A 17,914-nucleotide genomic window follows, 5' to 3' on the forward strand; every position below is an offset into this window, starting at 1 on the left:
ATGAATAAAAAGACAGTGGCAAAAGAGGTTATAGTAAGGATTGTAGTAGGAGTAGTACTTCTATTGCTTTGCGTCGGCTCGGTATTTGGCATATTAAATACAAGAATTAATTACACATTAATCGACTACTTGCCGGAAGACTCGGCTACTCTTAAAGGTTTTAATATGGTAAACAAAGAGTTCGGCAGTACTTCTTACGCAAGGGTAATGATTAAAGATATAAATATCAACGCCGCTCGAACCGTCAAAGAGAGTTTTTCAAAAATTGAAGGCATAAAGTATTCGTTGTGGATTGACGATATGGTAAAAATGGCTCTTGACGCCCTCGAAACACAAATTGACGAAAACAAAGACGTAATCGACCAAATAATCTCGGTACTGCCACAAGGCACAAAAGAAAAGTTAGAAGAACTAATCAAAAAGATTAAAGATGACACCGATATGGCGTCGACACTAGACTTTCTTGAACAAAACCCAATACTACTTGACGCAGTCGACCTAATTACCAACTACTATTTCGACGGCGCAATTAGTCTAACTAACTATTATAACGTCTTGGATAAGAACGCTCTAATCGAAGTCTACTTTACCGAAAACGATTATAGTATGCTTACAAATACCGCAATTGACCAAATAAAAATGAAATGCTCAGGGCTTGACGTTGCCTACGAAGGAACGGCTATCTCTACTAAGGCAGCAAGAGAAACTACAAGTAGCGAAGTGCTAATAGTTACCGTCCTTGTCGTTCCGCTTGCAATAGGCATATTAATGCTAACTACTAACGCATATATCGAACCTCTGCTACTGCTACTTACTATCGCTATGTCAGTGCTATTTAATATGGGGACAAACCTATTCTTAGATTTGTTTGGGTGGCTTGACGGTATAAGTTTCATAACAAATAGTATGGCGACAGCGCTACAAATGGCGATTACTATGGACTACGCTATATTCGTCTTGCACAAATATCGAAACGCAAGGACAAACGGACTAGAAAAGAAAGATGCGCTTAAAGCGTGTATGAGAGAGTCGATATTGCCTACGGCGTCAAGCTGTCTTACAACTGTTGCGGGCTTTGTAGCTATGACATTTATGGACTTTGGAATAGGCAAAGACATCGGTTTCGTATTTGCAAAGGGCGTAATTATTAGCTTTATTGTTTCGCTACTATGTATGCCGTTCTTCCTTAAAATATTTGATAAATTGCTTACTAAGACCGAACACAAACCTTTAATGCCCACAGGTAAAAAACTTACCAAGTTTTGCATTAAATTTGCAATACCGATAATTCTTGTGGTTGTGTTACTTGCCGGCGGTAGCTTTATGTTGCAAGATAATCTTCAATTTATGTACGGCGAATCGGCAATATCAGCCTCGGTCGGCACACAAACTTACGAGGATAGTAAGACTATAACCGAAGCATTTGGACTATATAACCCGATTGTAATTATGATACCTAAGTCGTATAGAGACCCACCGGATAGCGAGGGCAAATTAAACGAAAAAGACCGAGAAATGAAGTTGATAGACGAGTTGCGCAACCTTACCGTACAAACGAAAAATAATAAAAAGCGTATGGTAGCTAGCATAATGTCCTACCGTTCTATTTGTAAACCCGGTATGGAGAGTATGATTCCCGCTCAACTTGTGGCAAACTTCGATAGCGAAAATTACACTCGTATAGTCATTAATCTTAACGCTTCGAGCGAATCTCCCGACGCTTTCGCAGCTTACGACGAACTAAAAACTATTCTTACTCGTAACGCAGTAACAGAATGGTATGTAGTCGGCAGTACGGTTGCCGCAAGCGAAATGAGAACTATGCTCGAAGGCAATAAGGACGTTCTTCTTGGCGAACGAGATTACACCTTTGTAAATTTACTGGGAATAGCTGCGATATTCTTAATAATAATGTTTACCTTTAAATCTATATCCGTACCGATACTGCTTGTATCGACTATTGAAATGGGCATATTTATAAATATGGCAATTTCCGCCTTGCAAGGCACAAAAATAGCCTTCTTGGGCTACTTGATAGTTTCGCTGATACAACTAGGAGCGACTATCGACTATGCAATACTGTATATGCAAAACTATGTCGACAGTAGAAAAATTCACGACCGCAACATAGCTACGTTAGAAGCGACAAGGCTATCTATTACAAGCGTGCTTACTTCGGCGCTAATACTATGCGTAGCGGGTTTCTCAATCGGGTTTGCTTCAAGCGTACAGGGCGTAAGCGAGATAGGCTTTATGATAGGGCGAGGCGCTCTAATCAGCGGAGTTCTTGTTCTTGTATTCTTGCCTCCGCTTGTTAGATTGTTTGATAGATATATACCGATGTTGTCGCTAAAAATGAAATTCTTAAAACCCTTAAAGGTAAGCGAAGAAGAAGCCAGCATTAGAGCGATAGACAAACACATTATCAATAATCCGGTTAAAAAATACGAAGACACTACCCCTCAACCTAACCAAGATATGCTCGAAGGCGAAGTTACTACAACGCTAGTTGACAAACACACCAAGAAAAAACTTAAATATAAGGCATTGAAAGAAGAATTGCAAGACCAAGATTTAGTTAAACAAGAAGCGGTTGACGTTGAAGAAAAAATACAAGACGAAAAAGATGTTGACCGTGAAGAAAAAATACAAGACGAAAAAGACAAGGACGACGCAAGCGATAAATAACCAAAAGTCTTGTTAGACTTAATTATAAAATATTTATAATTAAGTTAAGCTAAATTACAAGTTAAACAAAACGCAATAAATAAGTTGTAATAACCAACTCATAAACTAAACAAAAGAACTCTCTAATATGTTTTAGAGAGTTCTTTTAATTGATAAAAATTACTTAACTATAATATTTATAAGTCTATTTGGAATGACAATTACCTTAACGACTTGCCCTAAAATATATTTTCTTACATTTTCGTCGTTTAAGACTGCAAGTTCGACTTCTTTTACCGTAAGACTGCTGTCAAGCGTTATTCTTGTCTTTAACTTAGAATTTATTTGTACGGCAAGTTCGACAACGGGTTTAATCAAATCAAGTTCGTTATAGGTAGGATAAGGTTGAGTTGTCACCGAATAAGGCTTGCCTATTTGTTCCCATAGTTCTTCGCATATATGAGGAGCAATCGAAGAAAGCATTAAAACTAGGTCGCAAGCGGTGTCAAAGAGAAGTTTGCCATTTACATTCTGGCAACTAGAAACATAGGACGACATAGCGTTAGTTAACTCCATCATTCTTGCGATTGCGGTATTGAAGCTAAACTCGGGGATATCTTGGCTAACTTGTTTGATAGTATTTGCCCTAACAAATTTAAGCTCTTGGTCTTGTTGACAGGTCGAAACGACCCCTCTTGTATCATACGCCGATAGCACTAAGCGTTCGACTTTTTCTAACCACTTAGCGACCGCCTTAATCCCTTCGTCGTTCCACGGACCGCCCTCAATATATTTAAAGGCAAAACCCATATAAACTCTAAATGTATCGCTACCGTACTTCTCTATATATTCGTCGGGAGAAACAACATTGCCGTGCGACTTGCTCATACGATTGCCGTCTGGCCCGAGAATAATGCCTTGATGGACTAGCGAAGTAAAAGGTTCGTCAAAGTTGAGGTAACCCATATCACGCAAAGCCTTAGTGAAAAATCTTGCGTAGAGTAGGTGCATACAAGCGTGTTCGGGTCCGCCTATATATTTGTCAACGGGTAGCATTTTATTAATTAATTTTTTATCAAAAGGCATAGTTGTATTCTTGTTGTCGGGGAAACGCAAGAAGTACCAACTACTGCACACAAATGTGTCTAGGGTGTCAACTTCTCTTGTAGAAGGTCTACCGCAAATCGGGCAAACGGTTGAGGTAAATTCGGCGCACCTTGTAAGCGGGCTTGTGCCATCGGGCGTAAAGTTTACATTGTGGGGTAGTAGAACGGGCAAGTCTTTTTCCGGCACAGGCACTGTTCCGCAGTGGTCGCAATAGATTATAGGAATAGGCGCTCCCCAGTAACGTTGACGGCTAACAAGCCAGTCACGCAAGCGATAGTTTGTAACGAGTTTGCCTAAATTAAGCGTTTGTAGCTTAGTTGGAACTCTCAAACAGCCTTCTGCCGTACTCAAACCGTCAAACTCACCGCTATTACACATTATTCCGTGTTCGCAATAAGGTAGGTCGTTATTTGTTCCGTCGGGCGAATTGATAACTCGCTTTATTTCGATATTATGCTTTTTGGCAAATATATAGTCCCTTGCGTCGTGAGCGGGAACACCCATAATAGCCCCTGTTCCGTAGCTACCTAGAACGTAATCGCCTACCCAAACTTGCGCAAGTTGATTGTTGATTGGATTGACTGCGTATGCTCCGGTAAATACGCCTGTCTTCTCTTTTGCCGTGCTTAAACGCTCTATCTCGGTAGTTTTGCTCGCTTGAAGAATGTAATCTTCTACGGCTTGTTTACATTCCTTAGAAGTGATAACGTCAACTAAGGGGTGTTCGGGAGCAAGCACGCAATAAGTACAGCCAAACAAAGTATCAGCTCGTGTAGTGAACACTTTAAACTCGTGTTTGCCGTCTTGAAGCGCAAACGTAAGCTCTGCGCCGTTACTCTTACCTATCCAATTCTTTTGCATTAATTTAGTCTTTTCGGGCCAATCTAGGTTGTCTAGACCGTTAAGCAATTCTTCGGCGTAGTCGGTAATTTTAAAGAACCACTGAGTCAAATTTTTCTTGCTTACTACCGAGTCGCATCGGTCGCACTTACCGTCTACTACTTGCTCGTTAGCAAGCACGGTATTGCAAGAAGGACACCAGTTGACGGGGGCATTTCTGCGATAAGCTAAGTTGTGCTTATAGAGTTGTAAGAACATCCATTGAGTCCACTTGTAGTAGTCGGGCATACAAGTAGCCAATTCGTAATCCCAGTCAAACATAGCGCCCATATCGGCAAGTTGGCGTTGCATCTTAGCAATGTTTGCAAGAGTTGATTGCTCGGGGTGAATGTTAGTCTTGATAGCGTAATTTTCAGCAGGCAAACCAAATGCGTCAAAGCCCATAGGCTCAAACACATTGTGACCGTTAGAACGCATAAACCTTGCGTAGACATCGCTTAAACCATAATTATACCAATGCCCTAAGTGTAATTTAGAAGCCGACGGATATGAAAACATCTCTAACACGTAGTGTTTGTTGTCAATCTTGCTCTTGTCGAAACTATAAATCTTAGTTTCTTTCCACTTATCATTCCACTTCTTCTCAATGCGAGTAACATCCATAAGTTTTGCCCTTCTTTTTTTTGAAATATTATTTTAATTATAATACAAAAATGTCAAAAATGTCAAACCTAATCTATACAATATTACTTTGTTACTTTACAATATTAAATTTTGTGTGTATAATAAATTTAGTCAAGGAGGGGGGCAAAATGACATATTACATATATATGGGCTGTATAACGCTACTTGGCGGAGCGTTAGGTGGCACGCTTGCGATGTATCTATTTAGACACAAAACCAAAAAAGTTTACTTTATTATTGTCAACATAATCGGGCTAGGCATACAATTTGCGTTAAGCTTTTACTTCGGCATTAAATTTATTACTTAAAACATTTAGTAAATAGATGCAAAGAATTTAATTACAAAAAATTTAATTACATTATTAACAAAGTTAGACAAGACTAATCGAGCCTTGCCTAACTTTTTTTTAAATATTACTATTAATTTAGACTATTAAATTTAACTGGGCGGAATTTTAAGATATTTGCCCGCCCTATTTGGTTTAATCATAACATAAGGACGACCTATCGCAAAGTCATAATTTGCAAGGTCTTGCGTTAAAGTTGTTCCGCAAGCGATAAAACAATTAGACGCTATTGTTAAAGGCGCTATAAGATTACTGTTACTGCCTATAAAGCAGTTGTCGCCCACGCTTGTTCTATGTTTCTCCCTACCGTCGTAGTTTACAAAGATTACTCCGCAACCAATATTGCAATTTACCCCTACGGTAGCGTCGCCAACGTATGCAAGATGCGCCGCCTTAGTGTAATCGCCCAATGTAGAATTCTTTAATTCGACAAAATTACCTATTCGAGCAAAATTGCCCACTCTGCTATTCTCACGCAAATGCGCATTTGGACCTACCGTTGTGCCTTCGCCTACGTAGGAGTCGATTATCCGGCTAGAACGAATTACGGCGGACTTGCCAATGTGACCGTTGACAATATAGCTAAAACTCTCTATAACGCAACCATCTTCAAGCACAGAGTTACCCTTAATTACGCATTCGGGTTCTATTGTGCAATTTTGCCCTATTATAACGCTACTATCTATATAAGTTGTCAAGCTGTTCGCCCCCTACTACAAATAATAATACATTATTGTATGCGCAAGCGAAAGATGTGTGAACTAAGACTTGTCAAAAAATAAAATAAACTACTACTATTAAAGATAGCTAAAACCTAACTATACAAAATTTACATTTTTACTATAAAAGCTCGCAGCAAAATAGCCGTTAAATTAACCAAATACAAAACAAATTAATTTAACAAGCGACCTTACTAAGTCACAAAATATAACTCTATTAATACAACTACATTACTTAAACTAAGGTTAGATTAAAATTAAGCCTTTGCTAATTTAACAAGCGACTAATCTTGCAACAATTACCGTAATATCGTCTTTTGGTTGGTTAGAATTGTAATAAATTGCCTTATTAAGCAGTTCGTCGGCGATTATTTGAGGGTTAGTGACATTTGACTGTTGAAGCAAGTAGGCAATTTCATTCTTATCGGCAAAGCTATCGGCAAAACCGTCGCTATAAATTAAAATTAAGTCACCGCACTTTAAAACCTTCTTGGTGCAGGCAGGCTTAATCTGGCTTAGCACGCCTAGCGGAAGCGAACCGCCAACTATAAATTGAACTTCTTCGCCACAACGAGTGACAGAATTGGGAGAGCCTAGTTTGATAAAGTCGGTAAAACCGCTAGTTAAGTCAATTACGCAAATATCTAGGGCGGTAAAAGTTTCTTCGTTAGCCGAAGCGAGCAAATGATTGACGCAAGTTAGAATACAATCGCTATCGAAATTTGCCTTATAAAAATTCTCGACCAAACTTATAGCTATGTTGCTAGTATTTTGAGCCTCTTTACCGCTACCCATACCGTCGCTAAGGGCAAGTAAGAACTTATCGTTATTTAACCTTATAAAGCTGTGCGTGTCGCCGGAAATATCGCTACCTTGTTTGGTTACAAAGGAAAACCCAAAAGTAACGTTGTACTTAGGACTTTCTTTCAAAAACAATATATCCCAATTAGAATTTGGCATACTCTCGATATGCTCGATAAACATCTTGCGACTAGCAAGTTTGGTAATAATTGTAGTTATAATATCTTTTTTAGCGTCTTGACGAGCTATCGTAAGCGTTACAAGCAGTTTTCCGTCTTCTTCCCAAACAACCGCCTCTTTAACTAAGCAATGACAAAAAGTCAACTCCTGCATAGCTAGCTTCTCTTTTTCTCGGTCAAATTGCAAGTTTTTACGGCAACTTTGCGACAAATCTTTGAGAATAGTGGATACTCCGCCTAGTTGCTCGCCTAAAAGCAACTTGCTGTTAGCGTTATTTTGCTCGGTTTGGTAATATTCCTTATATACAAGAACTTCCTTATTGATTGCAGAAAGTAGAGTGTTGAGTCGCATACAATTAGACGCAAGCAAATTTGGAATATCTAGCAAGGTAGCTTTGCCTTTGTCAAGCCCAGCCGTAACTAATTCGCAAAAGGCTTGCTCGGTCTTGTCTATATTGTTTCGCCAACAACGACTTCGCTCGGGACAGTCCTTGCAAATGCCCTCGCTAACGTCTTTGCTAATTGCAACAGTTGCTTTTTCGGGCGAAAGCGCTCGCTTAGTCAGCGATTTGTAAGTCAACTGCATTTCATAAAATACATCGGCAAGCTCGTAAAGTCTGCGTGAGATGTTATTTCTAAGTCTGTTGATAATCGGTTCGGGACTATAATGTTCGGCGCACTTGCCAAAACAATCTTTTGCTTTATTGAGCAAACTGTTTGGAAATACGCAAAAGACAACGCAACCTAAAAACGTTGGCAAAAGCACTAAATAGTGCGTTGAACCATAAACATCAAAGAAAAACACTAGTACAAGCAAACTAAGCAATAGCGCAAGAGCCGACAAATATTTGCTTAATTTATAGAATCCTACCGACACAAGAGCAAAGACACAGTAAATTGCAATAGAACTTATCTGTCCGCTATTTAACGCAACGCCTAGTCCTAGCGAAGAAGCAAAACAAAAAGAAGAAAGAGGGGAATATGTAAATAATAGAAATAAAATTCCAAATGGCGCAACTATATCGATAATGGCAACGTTGCCTACTTTAATATCGGCAAACGATTGAGAAATAGCTACGCAAACCGTAGCTAAAAAGATAAGTTCGTCTGTTCCTAGTCGGTATCTTAGCCCTCTAACAAACACCGCTCTAAACACATACATACATACGTAAGAAAATATAATCGAGCTACCGCAATATATTAACCGTTCGACAACGCCTACATCGCTAGAATAGACAAAATAAAAAATAAGGGAAAGCAACATATATAGGCACATCAACCACTTGTTGACAGCTCGCCCTATCCTATTATGTATAAGTAACGCTACGACAATAACCACAGCTTGCGTAGCTGTGATTATAATTTGATTTAATCCATAAAAGACGCTCGACAGCAAAAAGACAACGCAGGACAACCATATATTAATGCAGTATGCGTTGGCTACAAATATGCCGTAAGCGTAAGTTGGACTTGCCCGTCTAACAAGTATAGAACAACCTAATAATAAAACTTGGATTAAAATAAGTTTAACTTTTTTCATATAATCCTGCACAGTAATTTTTAATTAGATTATATGTATTAATTGTTAAAGCGACTTACTTCTTTTTGTTTAATTATGAGGTATGCTGTCGCAAAGTAATCAAAAGTAGGCTTAGACTAATTTATAACAAGACCTTGCCTAGCTCGACAAGAAGCTCTTTCCATCTAGGAAAATATTCTTCGGGGACATAGTCTTGTAATTGACTAATTTTATAGTCATTTACATATTCTATAAATGGGCTAGACAATAAGTTTGGAAAGTATTTGTTGATAAGTTGAACCGCTTTACTATTAGAAAGGACTTCTTTAACTGTTAAATTATTAATATTCATAATTTATTGTATGTAAATATGGTTAAATAAGTACCTCTTACGCCAACATTACAAAAAGATATTTGACAAAAATTATAAATCGGTGTAGACTAGACCATACCTTACAAAAATATGAAAAATTTAGCGACTAAAAAAATATCTAGTTACCAACTAATTGCCCTAACATATATGGCGGTTATACTTGTTGGTTCGCTGTTACTACTGCTACCGATATCTTCAAAAGACGGGCAAGTGACCCCCTTTATCGATTGCTTATTTACCGCAACAAGCGCAACTTGCGTTACCGGACTAATAGTTTACGACACTTACCTACACTGGACGGTATTTGGTCAAATAGTTATTCTACTTATGATACAAATCGGCGGACTAGGGTTTATGACGCTTGTGACTATCTTTATAATGTTTATAAGCGGTAAACTCTCACTCTCCGAAAGAAAACTCTTTCTTCAAACAGCAGGCGGTAAAAATTTAAGCGACACAGGCAAATTAATTAGCAACATTGTTAAAGGCACGTTGATATTTGAGCTGTTTGGCGTAGTTATGCTGTCGACTAGATTTTGCGTTGACTTTGGCTTTGGCGAAGGACTATGGATATCAATATTCCTTTCTGTCGCCGCTTTTTGTAACGCCGGCTTTGACATTTTAGGTTTTTTAGGCGAATTTAACTCGCTTACGGCTTATACCGGCGACGTTATAGTCAACTTTACAATAATGTTTTTAATCATTATGGGCGGACTAGGTTTTCTTGTTTGGGGCGACTGCCTACGCAATCGTTTCAAATGGAGCAAATATAGCTTGCACACCAAAATGGTGCTTAGCTTTACAGCCGTACTTATCGTTAGCGGAGCAGGGCTGTTTATGCTATTTGAATATAATCACTCGCTTAAAGATTACAACTTTTGGGTAAAACTACTAGCCTCGTTATTTGGCTCGGTTACGCCTAGAACAGCGGGCTTTAACACCGTAGATATGGCGTCGCTGTCCGAAGCGGGACGGCTACTAACTATGTTTTTAATGTTTGTCGGCGGTAGCCCGGGTTCGACGGCAGGCGGTGTAAAAACTACGACTTTCCTTATTGTAGTATTTGCGGTAATAGCAAATATTCGCCGTAGAGCCGATATTACAATCGGCAGAAGAAAAGTCGAAGCGTCGGTGCTTCCTCAAACAATAGCTATAATGGGCATTTACCTATCTTTAATACTAGTATCTACCTTAGCTATACTTGCGGTAGAGCCATTTAGTATGTCGCAAGTAGCGTTTGAAGTCTTTTCGGCTATTGGCACAGTTGGACTAACAGTGGGAATTACCTCGTCGTTGACAATCTTTTCAAAAATTGTTATAATAATTCTAATGTTTATCGGTAGAATTGGCGTACTGTCGCTAGCTATGATATTTAGCGGTAAAATTGCGCCTCTGCAACTAGAACGACCTACCGAAAAAATCATAATCGGCTAAATCTAAGGAGTAAAAATGAAATCTATATTGGTTATTGGTATGGGCAAATTTGGCACTTACCTAGCTACAAAATTACAAGAGCTTAATAATGATATCTTGGTAATCGACAACAATCCGCTTATTATTGAGGAACTTGCATCTAAATTTCCAAATGCGCAAATAGGCGACTGCACTAAGCCAGAAGTGCTTGAAACACTTGATATACCCTCGTTTGACGTGTGTTTCGTAGCTATTGACGAAAACTTCCAGTCCTCGCTAGAAATTACTTCGCTACTCAGCGAAATGGGCGCTAAATGCGTAGTAAGCAAGGCAAGCCGTGGCACGCAAGAAAAATTTCTTAAACGAAACGGCGCAACCGAAGTAGTATTTCCCGATAAAGATATCGCAGAACGTATGGCGGTAAGATATTCGGCAAACAACATCTACGACTGTATACATTTAAGCGGTGACCACAGTATTTACGAATTGCCTATTAATGAACTTTGGGTGGGAAAAACAATACAAATAGTTGACGTTCGTAAAATCTACGGCATAAATATCCTTGCAATTAAACAAGGCGACAACGTCATACCTTCGCCCCTTCCCTCTTATATTTTTAAATCTCACGACCATATTATCGTGCTTGGCAAACAGCAAAACGTACTAAAACTAGATAGCAAATTAGGTTAAATGCCTCTTAATAATTAAACTACTTAAATTAGCGCAAGAAATATGCGCTAATTCTTATTTATAACAAAATATAGTATATAAAAGTATTTATTTGTTAAATTTGTTGACTAAGTATATTTGTAGATGTATTATTCAATTTATAAAGGTGAAAAATATGAAGAAATTATTGTTAGTTATATGCGTTATACTTTGCTTGCCTTGCCTTACTTCTTGCGTGGGTAGCGACAAACCCGTAGTTGCAGTTAGCATACTGCCCCTTGCAAACTTTGTTAGAAATATTTGTGGCGACACGGTAGAAATAATTACCCTTATTCCATCAGGCGCAAGCCCGGAAAATTATTCGCCTAAGCCTCAAACTATTGCAAAGGCGGAAGACAGCTTAATTTATTTCGCAATAGGCGTGCCTACCGAAGTCGCAAATATTCTACCTCGACTTAACCTTGACAATATTGTTCATTTAGAAGAGGCGGTAGATGCAAAATATCCCGATTTAATGTTGGGCGACCAGCGTGACCCTCATATTTGGCTATCAATTAAGCGAGCAAAAGTTATGGTTGATACAATTTGCCTGCAAATGTGCAAGCTTCTACCTATAAACACGGACTTCTACCAGCAAAACGCTAAGGAATATTTGACAAAATTAGACGAAGTTGATAAACGTTTGCATAGCCTACTTGACAATTTGATTGAAAAAACTTTTATAGTCTATCACCCTGCGTTTGCCTACTTAGCTGACGACTACGGCTTAACTATGCTTGCGCTAGAAGAAGACGGCAAACCTGCAACCTTAGAAAAATTGACGCAAAAAGTCGACAACGCAAAAAAATTAAACATTAAAGTAATATTCTATCAAGAAGAAATAGACAGTTCGCAGGCGCAAACCTTCGCCGACGAAATCGGCGGTAGGGCTATAAAATTATCGCCCCTTGCCGAAGATTACCTTGCAAATATGGTAAAACTGGCTGAGGCTATTGAGGACGCAACAAAATGAACGTAATCGAAGTAAAAAATCTTACCGTATATTATAACGCTAATAAGGCGCTTGACAACATCTGCTTGACCGTGCCGGAAAAAGCCTACTTGGGCATTATGGGACCTAATGGCGGAGGCAAGTCGACCCTACTTAAAGCTATGCTCGGGCTTGTAAAAGTTACTAGCGGTAGCGTAGAAATTCTTGGCAAGGTAGGCGGTGTTTCGGGCGTTGGCTATGTTCCGCAAATTGCGCCTATTGACCGAGCTTTTCCAATCTCGGTAGTAGAAGTTGCGCTTACTGGATTTATGAAACGCCTTAGACCTTTCTACAATTACACAAAACAAGAAAAACTTGAAGCAAACCAACAATTAGAACGGCTAGGCATATTGCATCTTGCAAACCGACAAATAACCGAGCTTTCGGGCGGAGAATTTCAACGAATGCTTGTAGCAAGGGCGCTTGTAAGCAAACCAAAATTGTTACTGCTTGACGAGCCTACGGCTAGTTGCGATACGGCTAGTTGCGACAAAATTTATGAAATACTAGCCGACCTTAATAAGACAATATCTATTGTGCTTGTCACTCACGATATGTTAGCCATATCTTCAAAAGTTAAAACTATCGCTTGCTTAAATCAAACTTTGGTATATCACGGAACGCCCGAACTTGACCAACCGACAGTCAACAAATTGTATGGTTGCCCGGTAGATTTAATTGCCCACGGCGTACCGCATAGAGTGCTTGACGAACATCAACACGGCAGTTGCGGTCACCAACACAGCAGTTGCGGTTGCGAACACGGCAGTTGCGAACAAAATCAAGATAAACCAAACGGCGAGGTAACAAATGTTTGAAGCTATTCTTAAATATCAATTTCTACAAAACGCTATATTTGCAAGTCTGCTTGCTAGCATAGTATGCGGAATAGTAGGCGCTCTTGTAATAGAAAAAAAGTTAATTATGATGAGTGGCGGAATTGCGCATACGGCTTACGGCGGAGTCGGTCTAGGCTACTTACTAGGTTTTGAGCCTATAATCGGCGCAGTGATATTCTCGGTTATTTCCGCAGTCGGCGTAGGGCTACTTAAAAATAAAAAGGGCGGTAGCGACATTGTAATCGCCCTACTTTGGTCGCTTGGAATGGCGCTAGGCATACTCTTTATCGGGCTAATGAAGGGGTATCCGCCCGATATGAATTCTTACTTATTTGGCGATATATTGACGGTAACAAGACTTGACATCTACTTTATGCTTGCGCTTACAATTGTAGTTTGCATAGTTGTATTTATATTCTTCCAAAGCTGGAAGTCATTCTTATTTGACCAAGAATACGCAAAGATAAACGGGCTACCCGTTACCTTAATGGAATACGCTCTACTTATATTGATTGCCCTTACAATAGTAGTTCTTATTAGAGTTGCAGGTATTATCCTTATGCTTGCCTTACTCACCGCCCCTGCCGCAACAGCAGGGCTACTTAGCAACAAGTTAGGCTCTCGTATGCTTATAGCTTCAATTCTCGGGATATGTTTCTGCCTAGTCGGTCTTACTGTGTCATACTTTGTAAATATCGCCTCAGGCGCAATAATTGTAATTCTCTCGGTAGTAGTCTATGGCGTTACGCTAGCGATAACAAGTTTGATTAAAGGTAAAAAGAAATCAAAAGTTTAAATAACTAACCGTTAAGACAAATCTATAAAGAAAAATTAAAAACTTATAGAAAAGCAGACCCTTCTACAAGAATAGTTTGTTACGCCAACAAGTCTAAATTAATACATATATAAAACATATTAATAGTAAAGAGGGACGAAAAATTCGTCCCTCTTTTAAACTAAAAATACTAGATTGCTAAAAATACGCTTAACTGCAATTAACTTACGCTTATCTAACGGCTTAGCGTTTGATTACTATTTTGCAATAGAAAAGTATTACGGCGTATTGTAATTGAGAAATTACAGCGACATAGCTACGTCCCAAGCGCCCCAGATAACCGTCCTTAGGTTGCCAACTGCATTACAGTCGCCAACAAGATGGGCTTTGCCTAAGTCGCCTACAATAGGCGAAGGCTTATAGCCTACCGACATAATTACATTGTCGCCATCGATATTAAACTTTCTACCATCTTTTCCAACAGCTACTATGCCTTTATCGGTTACTTCGGCAAGTTTTGTTTCAAGATAGACAGGAACATTGTTTAGCTTAAAGAAATCTCTTAAATAGGAAGTATTAGCTAGACAAATGCCGGCAACTGCCATTAAGTCGTTCTTCATTTCAACTATTACAGGTTTTGCGCCCTTTAAGAATAAATCATAGGCAATTTCACAACCGGTTAGTCCACCGCCAACAATAATTACATTCTCGCCAACTTGCTTTTTGCCCGACAAATAGTCAACGGCTTGAATTGTCTTAGTTATGCCAGCTACGCCTAGTTTAATCGGCTTTGCGCCAGTTGCAACTACCACTTCGTCGGCTTTTAGCGTGGCGATATCTTTAACTTCGGCATTAAATTTAATTGTGATATTAAGACGCTTCATTTCCCTTGCGTACCAGTCAAGTAAAGCTCTGTCTTTTTCTTTAAAAGAAAAACTAGAAGCGGCTACGAATACTCCGCCTAATTTATCGGTCTTTTCGTAAATTGTAACCTTGTGACCTCTTAGTGTCGCTACACGAGCGACGCACATTCCGCCTATGCCTCCGCCTATTACCGCAATGTTTTTAACCTTTTTAGCAGGAATAATCTTGTACTTATCGGTATGCATAGTTTCGGGGTTGATTGCGCAACGAGCCATGTGCATAGAGTCGCTTAATTCTTGGTCGTTAGCTACGCCTTTATAGTGCGCCATATTAAAGCAACCATTATGACAGCAAATGCAAGGCAAAATGTCGCTTTCTTTTTCTTCCATAAGTTTGGTAACCCAAGCAGGGTCGGCAAGGAATTGACGAGCCACGCCTAAACCGTCAAGTTTGCCTTCGGCAATAGCCTTAGCGGCAACCGAGGGTTCCATTCTACCTGCGCACACTACGGGAATATCTACAAATTGCTTAATATGTTCGCAATCGCTTAGGTTGCAGTTTTGAGGCATATACATTGGCGGATGCGACCAGTACCAAGCATCATAAGTGCCGTTATCGGCGTTAAGCATATCGTAACCTGCATCTTGAAGATACTTTGCGGCTTGTTCGCTCTCGGTTAAATCACGACCTACTTCGGTAAATTCTTCGCCGGGCATAGCGCCTTGACAAAAACCCTTAGTCTTAGAAACAACCGAATATCTAAGCGAAACGGGATAGTCTTGACCGCAAACTTTCTTAACTTCTTTAACAATTTCTGCCGGGAAACGATACCTATTCTCAAAGCTACCGCCGTAGTTATCTTCACGTTGATTAGTGTATTTCAAAGTAAATTGGTCGAGTAAATAGCCCTCGTGAACAGCGTGAATTTCTACGCCGTCAACGCCTGCCTCTTTGCACATTTTTGCCGTTTTGCCAAAAGCGACAATCATTTCTTGAATTTCGTCAACTGTAAGCGCTCTTGACGGAGTTTTGGTTGACCAACGATTGGGGTTTGGGCTTGCGCTTGCCGTAAGTCTATCTACGTTAAACAATGGTTTTGCAATAAAACCTAAAAATTTGTTCTCAACCATTTTTTCCATTAAATGATTGACTGCGAAAGAACGGCCAAAGCCTGCGGTTAATTGAACAAACAATTTTGCGCCGGTCTTGTGAATTTCTTCCATAAAGCCTTTTAATTTTTTAAACGATTTTTTGCTCTTATATAACCAACCTCCGCCCATAACGTTTCGTATAGGCGCAATACCCGGTAGAATCAATCCAACGTTATTCTTCGCCCTTTCAAGCAAAAAATTTGCCGCCTCTTTGTCAAAGTGATGTGGTTCCATCCAACCGAAAATTGAAGTTCCGCCCATTGAGGTTAGAACAATACGGTTCTTTATCTCCACATTCTTAATCTTCCACGGGGTAAATAAACTTTCGTACTCCTTCTTCATACATACTCCTTTTGGTATATAATTGTAAATTTATTATAAATAATATCGCAATTAATATACCTTGTTTACATTATACAGCAAGCTAAACTGGTGTCAATTACTATTTTAACTCGAACGCAAAAATACACTAAACTTTCACACAACAACGCTTTAACTATCAATTAACCAACCTTCAACTAGGGTTTTCAGCTAGCTACCTAGCAAACCTTAGCAAAAAAACACTTTGCGATAAAACAAAAGGACGCAATAAATCTAGCTCAATTTGCATTGATTATATAAGTTAATGCTTATTAAAATTAAACCTTGACTTAGAAAAAATATATTTAATTAATAATTATTGAGAAAAACTTTTCTTTAATTTAACGTTTATAGAACTATTAGCTTGACTATAAAAATAACCCTTGCTAAACAAAAAACACGCCGACTAAATTAAATCTAATCGGCGTGCCTTGTTAAATAAACCTACTAGGGTCTATTTCTTTGAAAAACATTCGCTACAATATACTGGTCTGTCTTCTCTGGGTTCGAAGGGCACTTGGCACTCTTTACCGCAGTTAGCGCAGGTTGCTGTAAACATCTTTCTGGTCTGTCTGCGTTCTGACTTCTTCTTGTCACGGCAAACTTTACATCTTTGTGGTTCGTTCTCAAATCCCTTCTCTGCATAAAATTCTTGTTCTGAAGCAGTAAATGTAAATTCACTTCCGCAGTCTTTGCAGGTTAATTTCTTGTCCTTGTACATTAGTTCCTAAACCTCTTTATTTAAACTTGGCATATACTATATATACACCTAATAGCATTATAGATTAAGTCAACATTATTGTCAAATGTTTTTGCGTGGTTTCGCAATTTATATATTGTTTAGGCTTGCAAAATTTGCGCTACCCGGACAACTCCTTGTATCGTTACCTCGACAACACAGCTGTTGTAGACACGGCGCAAGCAAAATTATGCCAAAGGCGATAAGTAATGCCGTTGTTACATTTAATTTTCCGTCGGCAAGCACGGCGTAGAGTAACAGAAGATACAGCAGTTCTTGTGAAATATTCATCGGGTTCTCCTCATTTATAACAATAATTTCTTTTTTTATACAATATGCGCCGAACACAAAGAATGTGCTTGTCCTATAATAATATTATTAATTATAAGGAGAATATTATGATTACTGAAAAAGACCGCAAGGATATAGCCTATTATTTGCCCGACGTCAACGCAACAAGCAAACTTGCAACCTTCTTCTCGCTATTTGCCGACAGCAGTAGACTACGCCTTATATCGCTACTTGCGCTATGCAATATGTGCGTAAACGACATTTCTCAAATGCTGGGTATGAATCAAACCACAGTTTCGCACCAACTTAAACTGTTAAAACAAATGCAAATTGTGCGTAGCGATAGACAAGGTAAAACTATATTTTATTCTTTGTCAAACACAAAGATAAATGAAGTATTGCTATTTGGCGTAGAATATCTGGGATATTAATGATTTTATATTAAAATTTTCTCTTTTGCACTAAAATTACCTTAAAATTTAAATAAATAAGCGAATATTTTGTAATTAATGCTGTTTTGCCTATTGCATAGACCAAACAAGTTTGG

Annotated in this window: 15 protein-coding genes; 8 read left to right on the forward strand and 7 right to left on the reverse strand. The window is 38.9% G+C overall.

The window, feature by feature from the left end; genetic code table 11:
• Nucleotides 1-2,688: an MMPL family transporter gene (locus tag RR062_03080; GenBank protein MEG2026693.1), complete on the forward strand. Its 2,688-nt coding sequence runs from the start codon at nt 1-3 to the stop codon at nt 2,686-2,688.
• A gap of 159 nt (nt 2,689-2,847) precedes the next feature.
• Here RR062_03080 and leuS read toward each other — a convergent pair whose 3' ends face one another.
• The gene (gene leuS, locus RR062_03085) at nt 2,848-5,277 is read right to left on the reverse strand and encodes a leucine--tRNA ligase (GenBank protein ID MEG2026694.1); all 2,430 of its coding nucleotides are present in this window, start codon (nt 5,275-5,277) and stop codon (nt 2,848-2,850) included.
• A gap of 149 nt (nt 5,278-5,426) precedes the next feature.
• Here leuS and RR062_03090 point away from each other — a divergent pair, with 149 nt between their 5' ends.
• Complete coding sequence (locus RR062_03090) at nt 5,427-5,606, forward strand: DUF1294 domain-containing protein (GenBank protein MEG2026695.1); 180 nt, start codon at nt 5,427-5,429, stop codon at nt 5,604-5,606.
• A 131-nt stretch (nt 5,607-5,737) separates the two neighbouring features.
• On the opposite strand, the gene RR062_03095 is transcribed toward RR062_03090, so the two are convergent.
• The 3 genes from RR062_03095 to RR062_03105 form a co-directional block, all read right to left on the reverse strand.
• The gene (locus RR062_03095) at nt 5,738-6,343 is read right to left on the reverse strand and encodes a DapH/DapD/GlmU-related protein (GenBank protein ID MEG2026696.1); all 606 of its coding nucleotides are present in this window, start codon (nt 6,341-6,343) and stop codon (nt 5,738-5,740) included.
• Between the two features lie 294 nt (nt 6,344-6,637).
• The gene (locus RR062_03100; GenBank protein ID MEG2026697.1) at nt 6,638-8,884 is read right to left on the reverse strand and encodes a SpoIIE family protein phosphatase; all 2,247 of its coding nucleotides are present in this window, start codon (nt 8,882-8,884) and stop codon (nt 6,638-6,640) included.
• A gap of 121 nt (nt 8,885-9,005) precedes the next feature.
• The gene (locus RR062_03105; GenBank protein ID MEG2026698.1) at nt 9,006-9,215 is read right to left on the reverse strand and encodes a hypothetical protein; all 210 of its coding nucleotides are present in this window, start codon (nt 9,213-9,215) and stop codon (nt 9,006-9,008) included.
• Between the two features lie 111 nt (nt 9,216-9,326).
• Between RR062_03105 and RR062_03110 the strand changes: the two genes are divergently transcribed.
• The 5 genes from RR062_03110 to RR062_03130 all read left to right on the forward strand — a co-directional run bounded on the left by RR062_03110 (nt 9,327) and on the right by RR062_03130 (nt 13,983).
• On the forward strand, nt 9,327-10,670 hold the full coding sequence (locus RR062_03110) for a potassium transporter TrkG (protein ID MEG2026699.1): 1,344 nt from the start codon (nt 9,327-9,329) through the stop codon (nt 10,668-10,670).
• A gap of 15 nt (nt 10,671-10,685) precedes the next feature.
• The gene (locus RR062_03115) at nt 10,686-11,339 is read left to right on the forward strand and encodes a TrkA family potassium uptake protein (GenBank protein ID MEG2026700.1); all 654 of its coding nucleotides are present in this window, start codon (nt 10,686-10,688) and stop codon (nt 11,337-11,339) included.
• 154 nt (nt 11,340-11,493) lie between these two features.
• Complete coding sequence (locus tag RR062_03120; protein ID MEG2026701.1) at nt 11,494-12,330, forward strand: zinc ABC transporter substrate-binding protein; 837 nt, start codon at nt 11,494-11,496, stop codon at nt 12,328-12,330.
• Nucleotides 12,327-13,166: an ABC transporter ATP-binding protein gene (locus RR062_03125; protein ID MEG2026702.1), complete on the forward strand. Its 840-nt coding sequence runs from the start codon at nt 12,327-12,329 to the stop codon at nt 13,164-13,166. The genes RR062_03120 and RR062_03125 overlap by 4 nt, the downstream gene beginning before the upstream one ends.
• The gene (locus RR062_03130; GenBank protein MEG2026703.1) at nt 13,159-13,983 is read left to right on the forward strand and encodes a metal ABC transporter permease; all 825 of its coding nucleotides are present in this window, start codon (nt 13,159-13,161) and stop codon (nt 13,981-13,983) included. The genes RR062_03125 and RR062_03130 overlap by 8 nt, the downstream gene beginning before the upstream one ends.
• Before the next feature lie 281 nt (nt 13,984-14,264).
• Here RR062_03130 and RR062_03135 read toward each other — a convergent pair whose 3' ends face one another.
• From RR062_03135 to RR062_03145, 3 genes are all read right to left on the reverse strand, one after another.
• A complete protein-coding gene (locus RR062_03135; protein ID MEG2026704.1) occupies nt 14,265-16,319 on the reverse strand; it encodes an FAD-dependent oxidoreductase in 2,055 nt (684 codons plus the stop codon).
• Nucleotides 16,320-16,791: 472 nt separating this feature from the next.
• Nucleotides 16,792-17,058: a zinc-ribbon domain containing protein gene (locus RR062_03140; protein MEG2026705.1), complete on the reverse strand. Its 267-nt coding sequence runs from the start codon at nt 17,056-17,058 to the stop codon at nt 16,792-16,794.
• A gap of 108 nt (nt 17,059-17,166) precedes the next feature.
• A complete protein-coding gene (locus RR062_03145) occupies nt 17,167-17,367 on the reverse strand; it encodes a hypothetical protein (protein ID MEG2026706.1) in 201 nt (66 codons plus the stop codon).
• Between the two features lie 107 nt (nt 17,368-17,474).
• Between RR062_03145 and RR062_03150 the strand changes: the two genes are divergently transcribed.
• Nucleotides 17,475-17,798 carry a metalloregulator ArsR/SmtB family transcription factor gene (locus RR062_03150; GenBank protein MEG2026707.1) on the forward strand — a complete coding sequence of 108 codons (324 nt, stop codon included), beginning with the start codon at nt 17,475-17,477 and terminating at the stop codon, nt 17,796-17,798.
• Nucleotides 17,799-17,914 lie beyond the last annotated feature (116 nt).

It is taken from the genome of Clostridia bacterium (assembly GCA_036654455.1).
GTDB lineage: Bacteria > Bacillota > Clostridia > Christensenellales > CAG-314 > JAVVRZ01.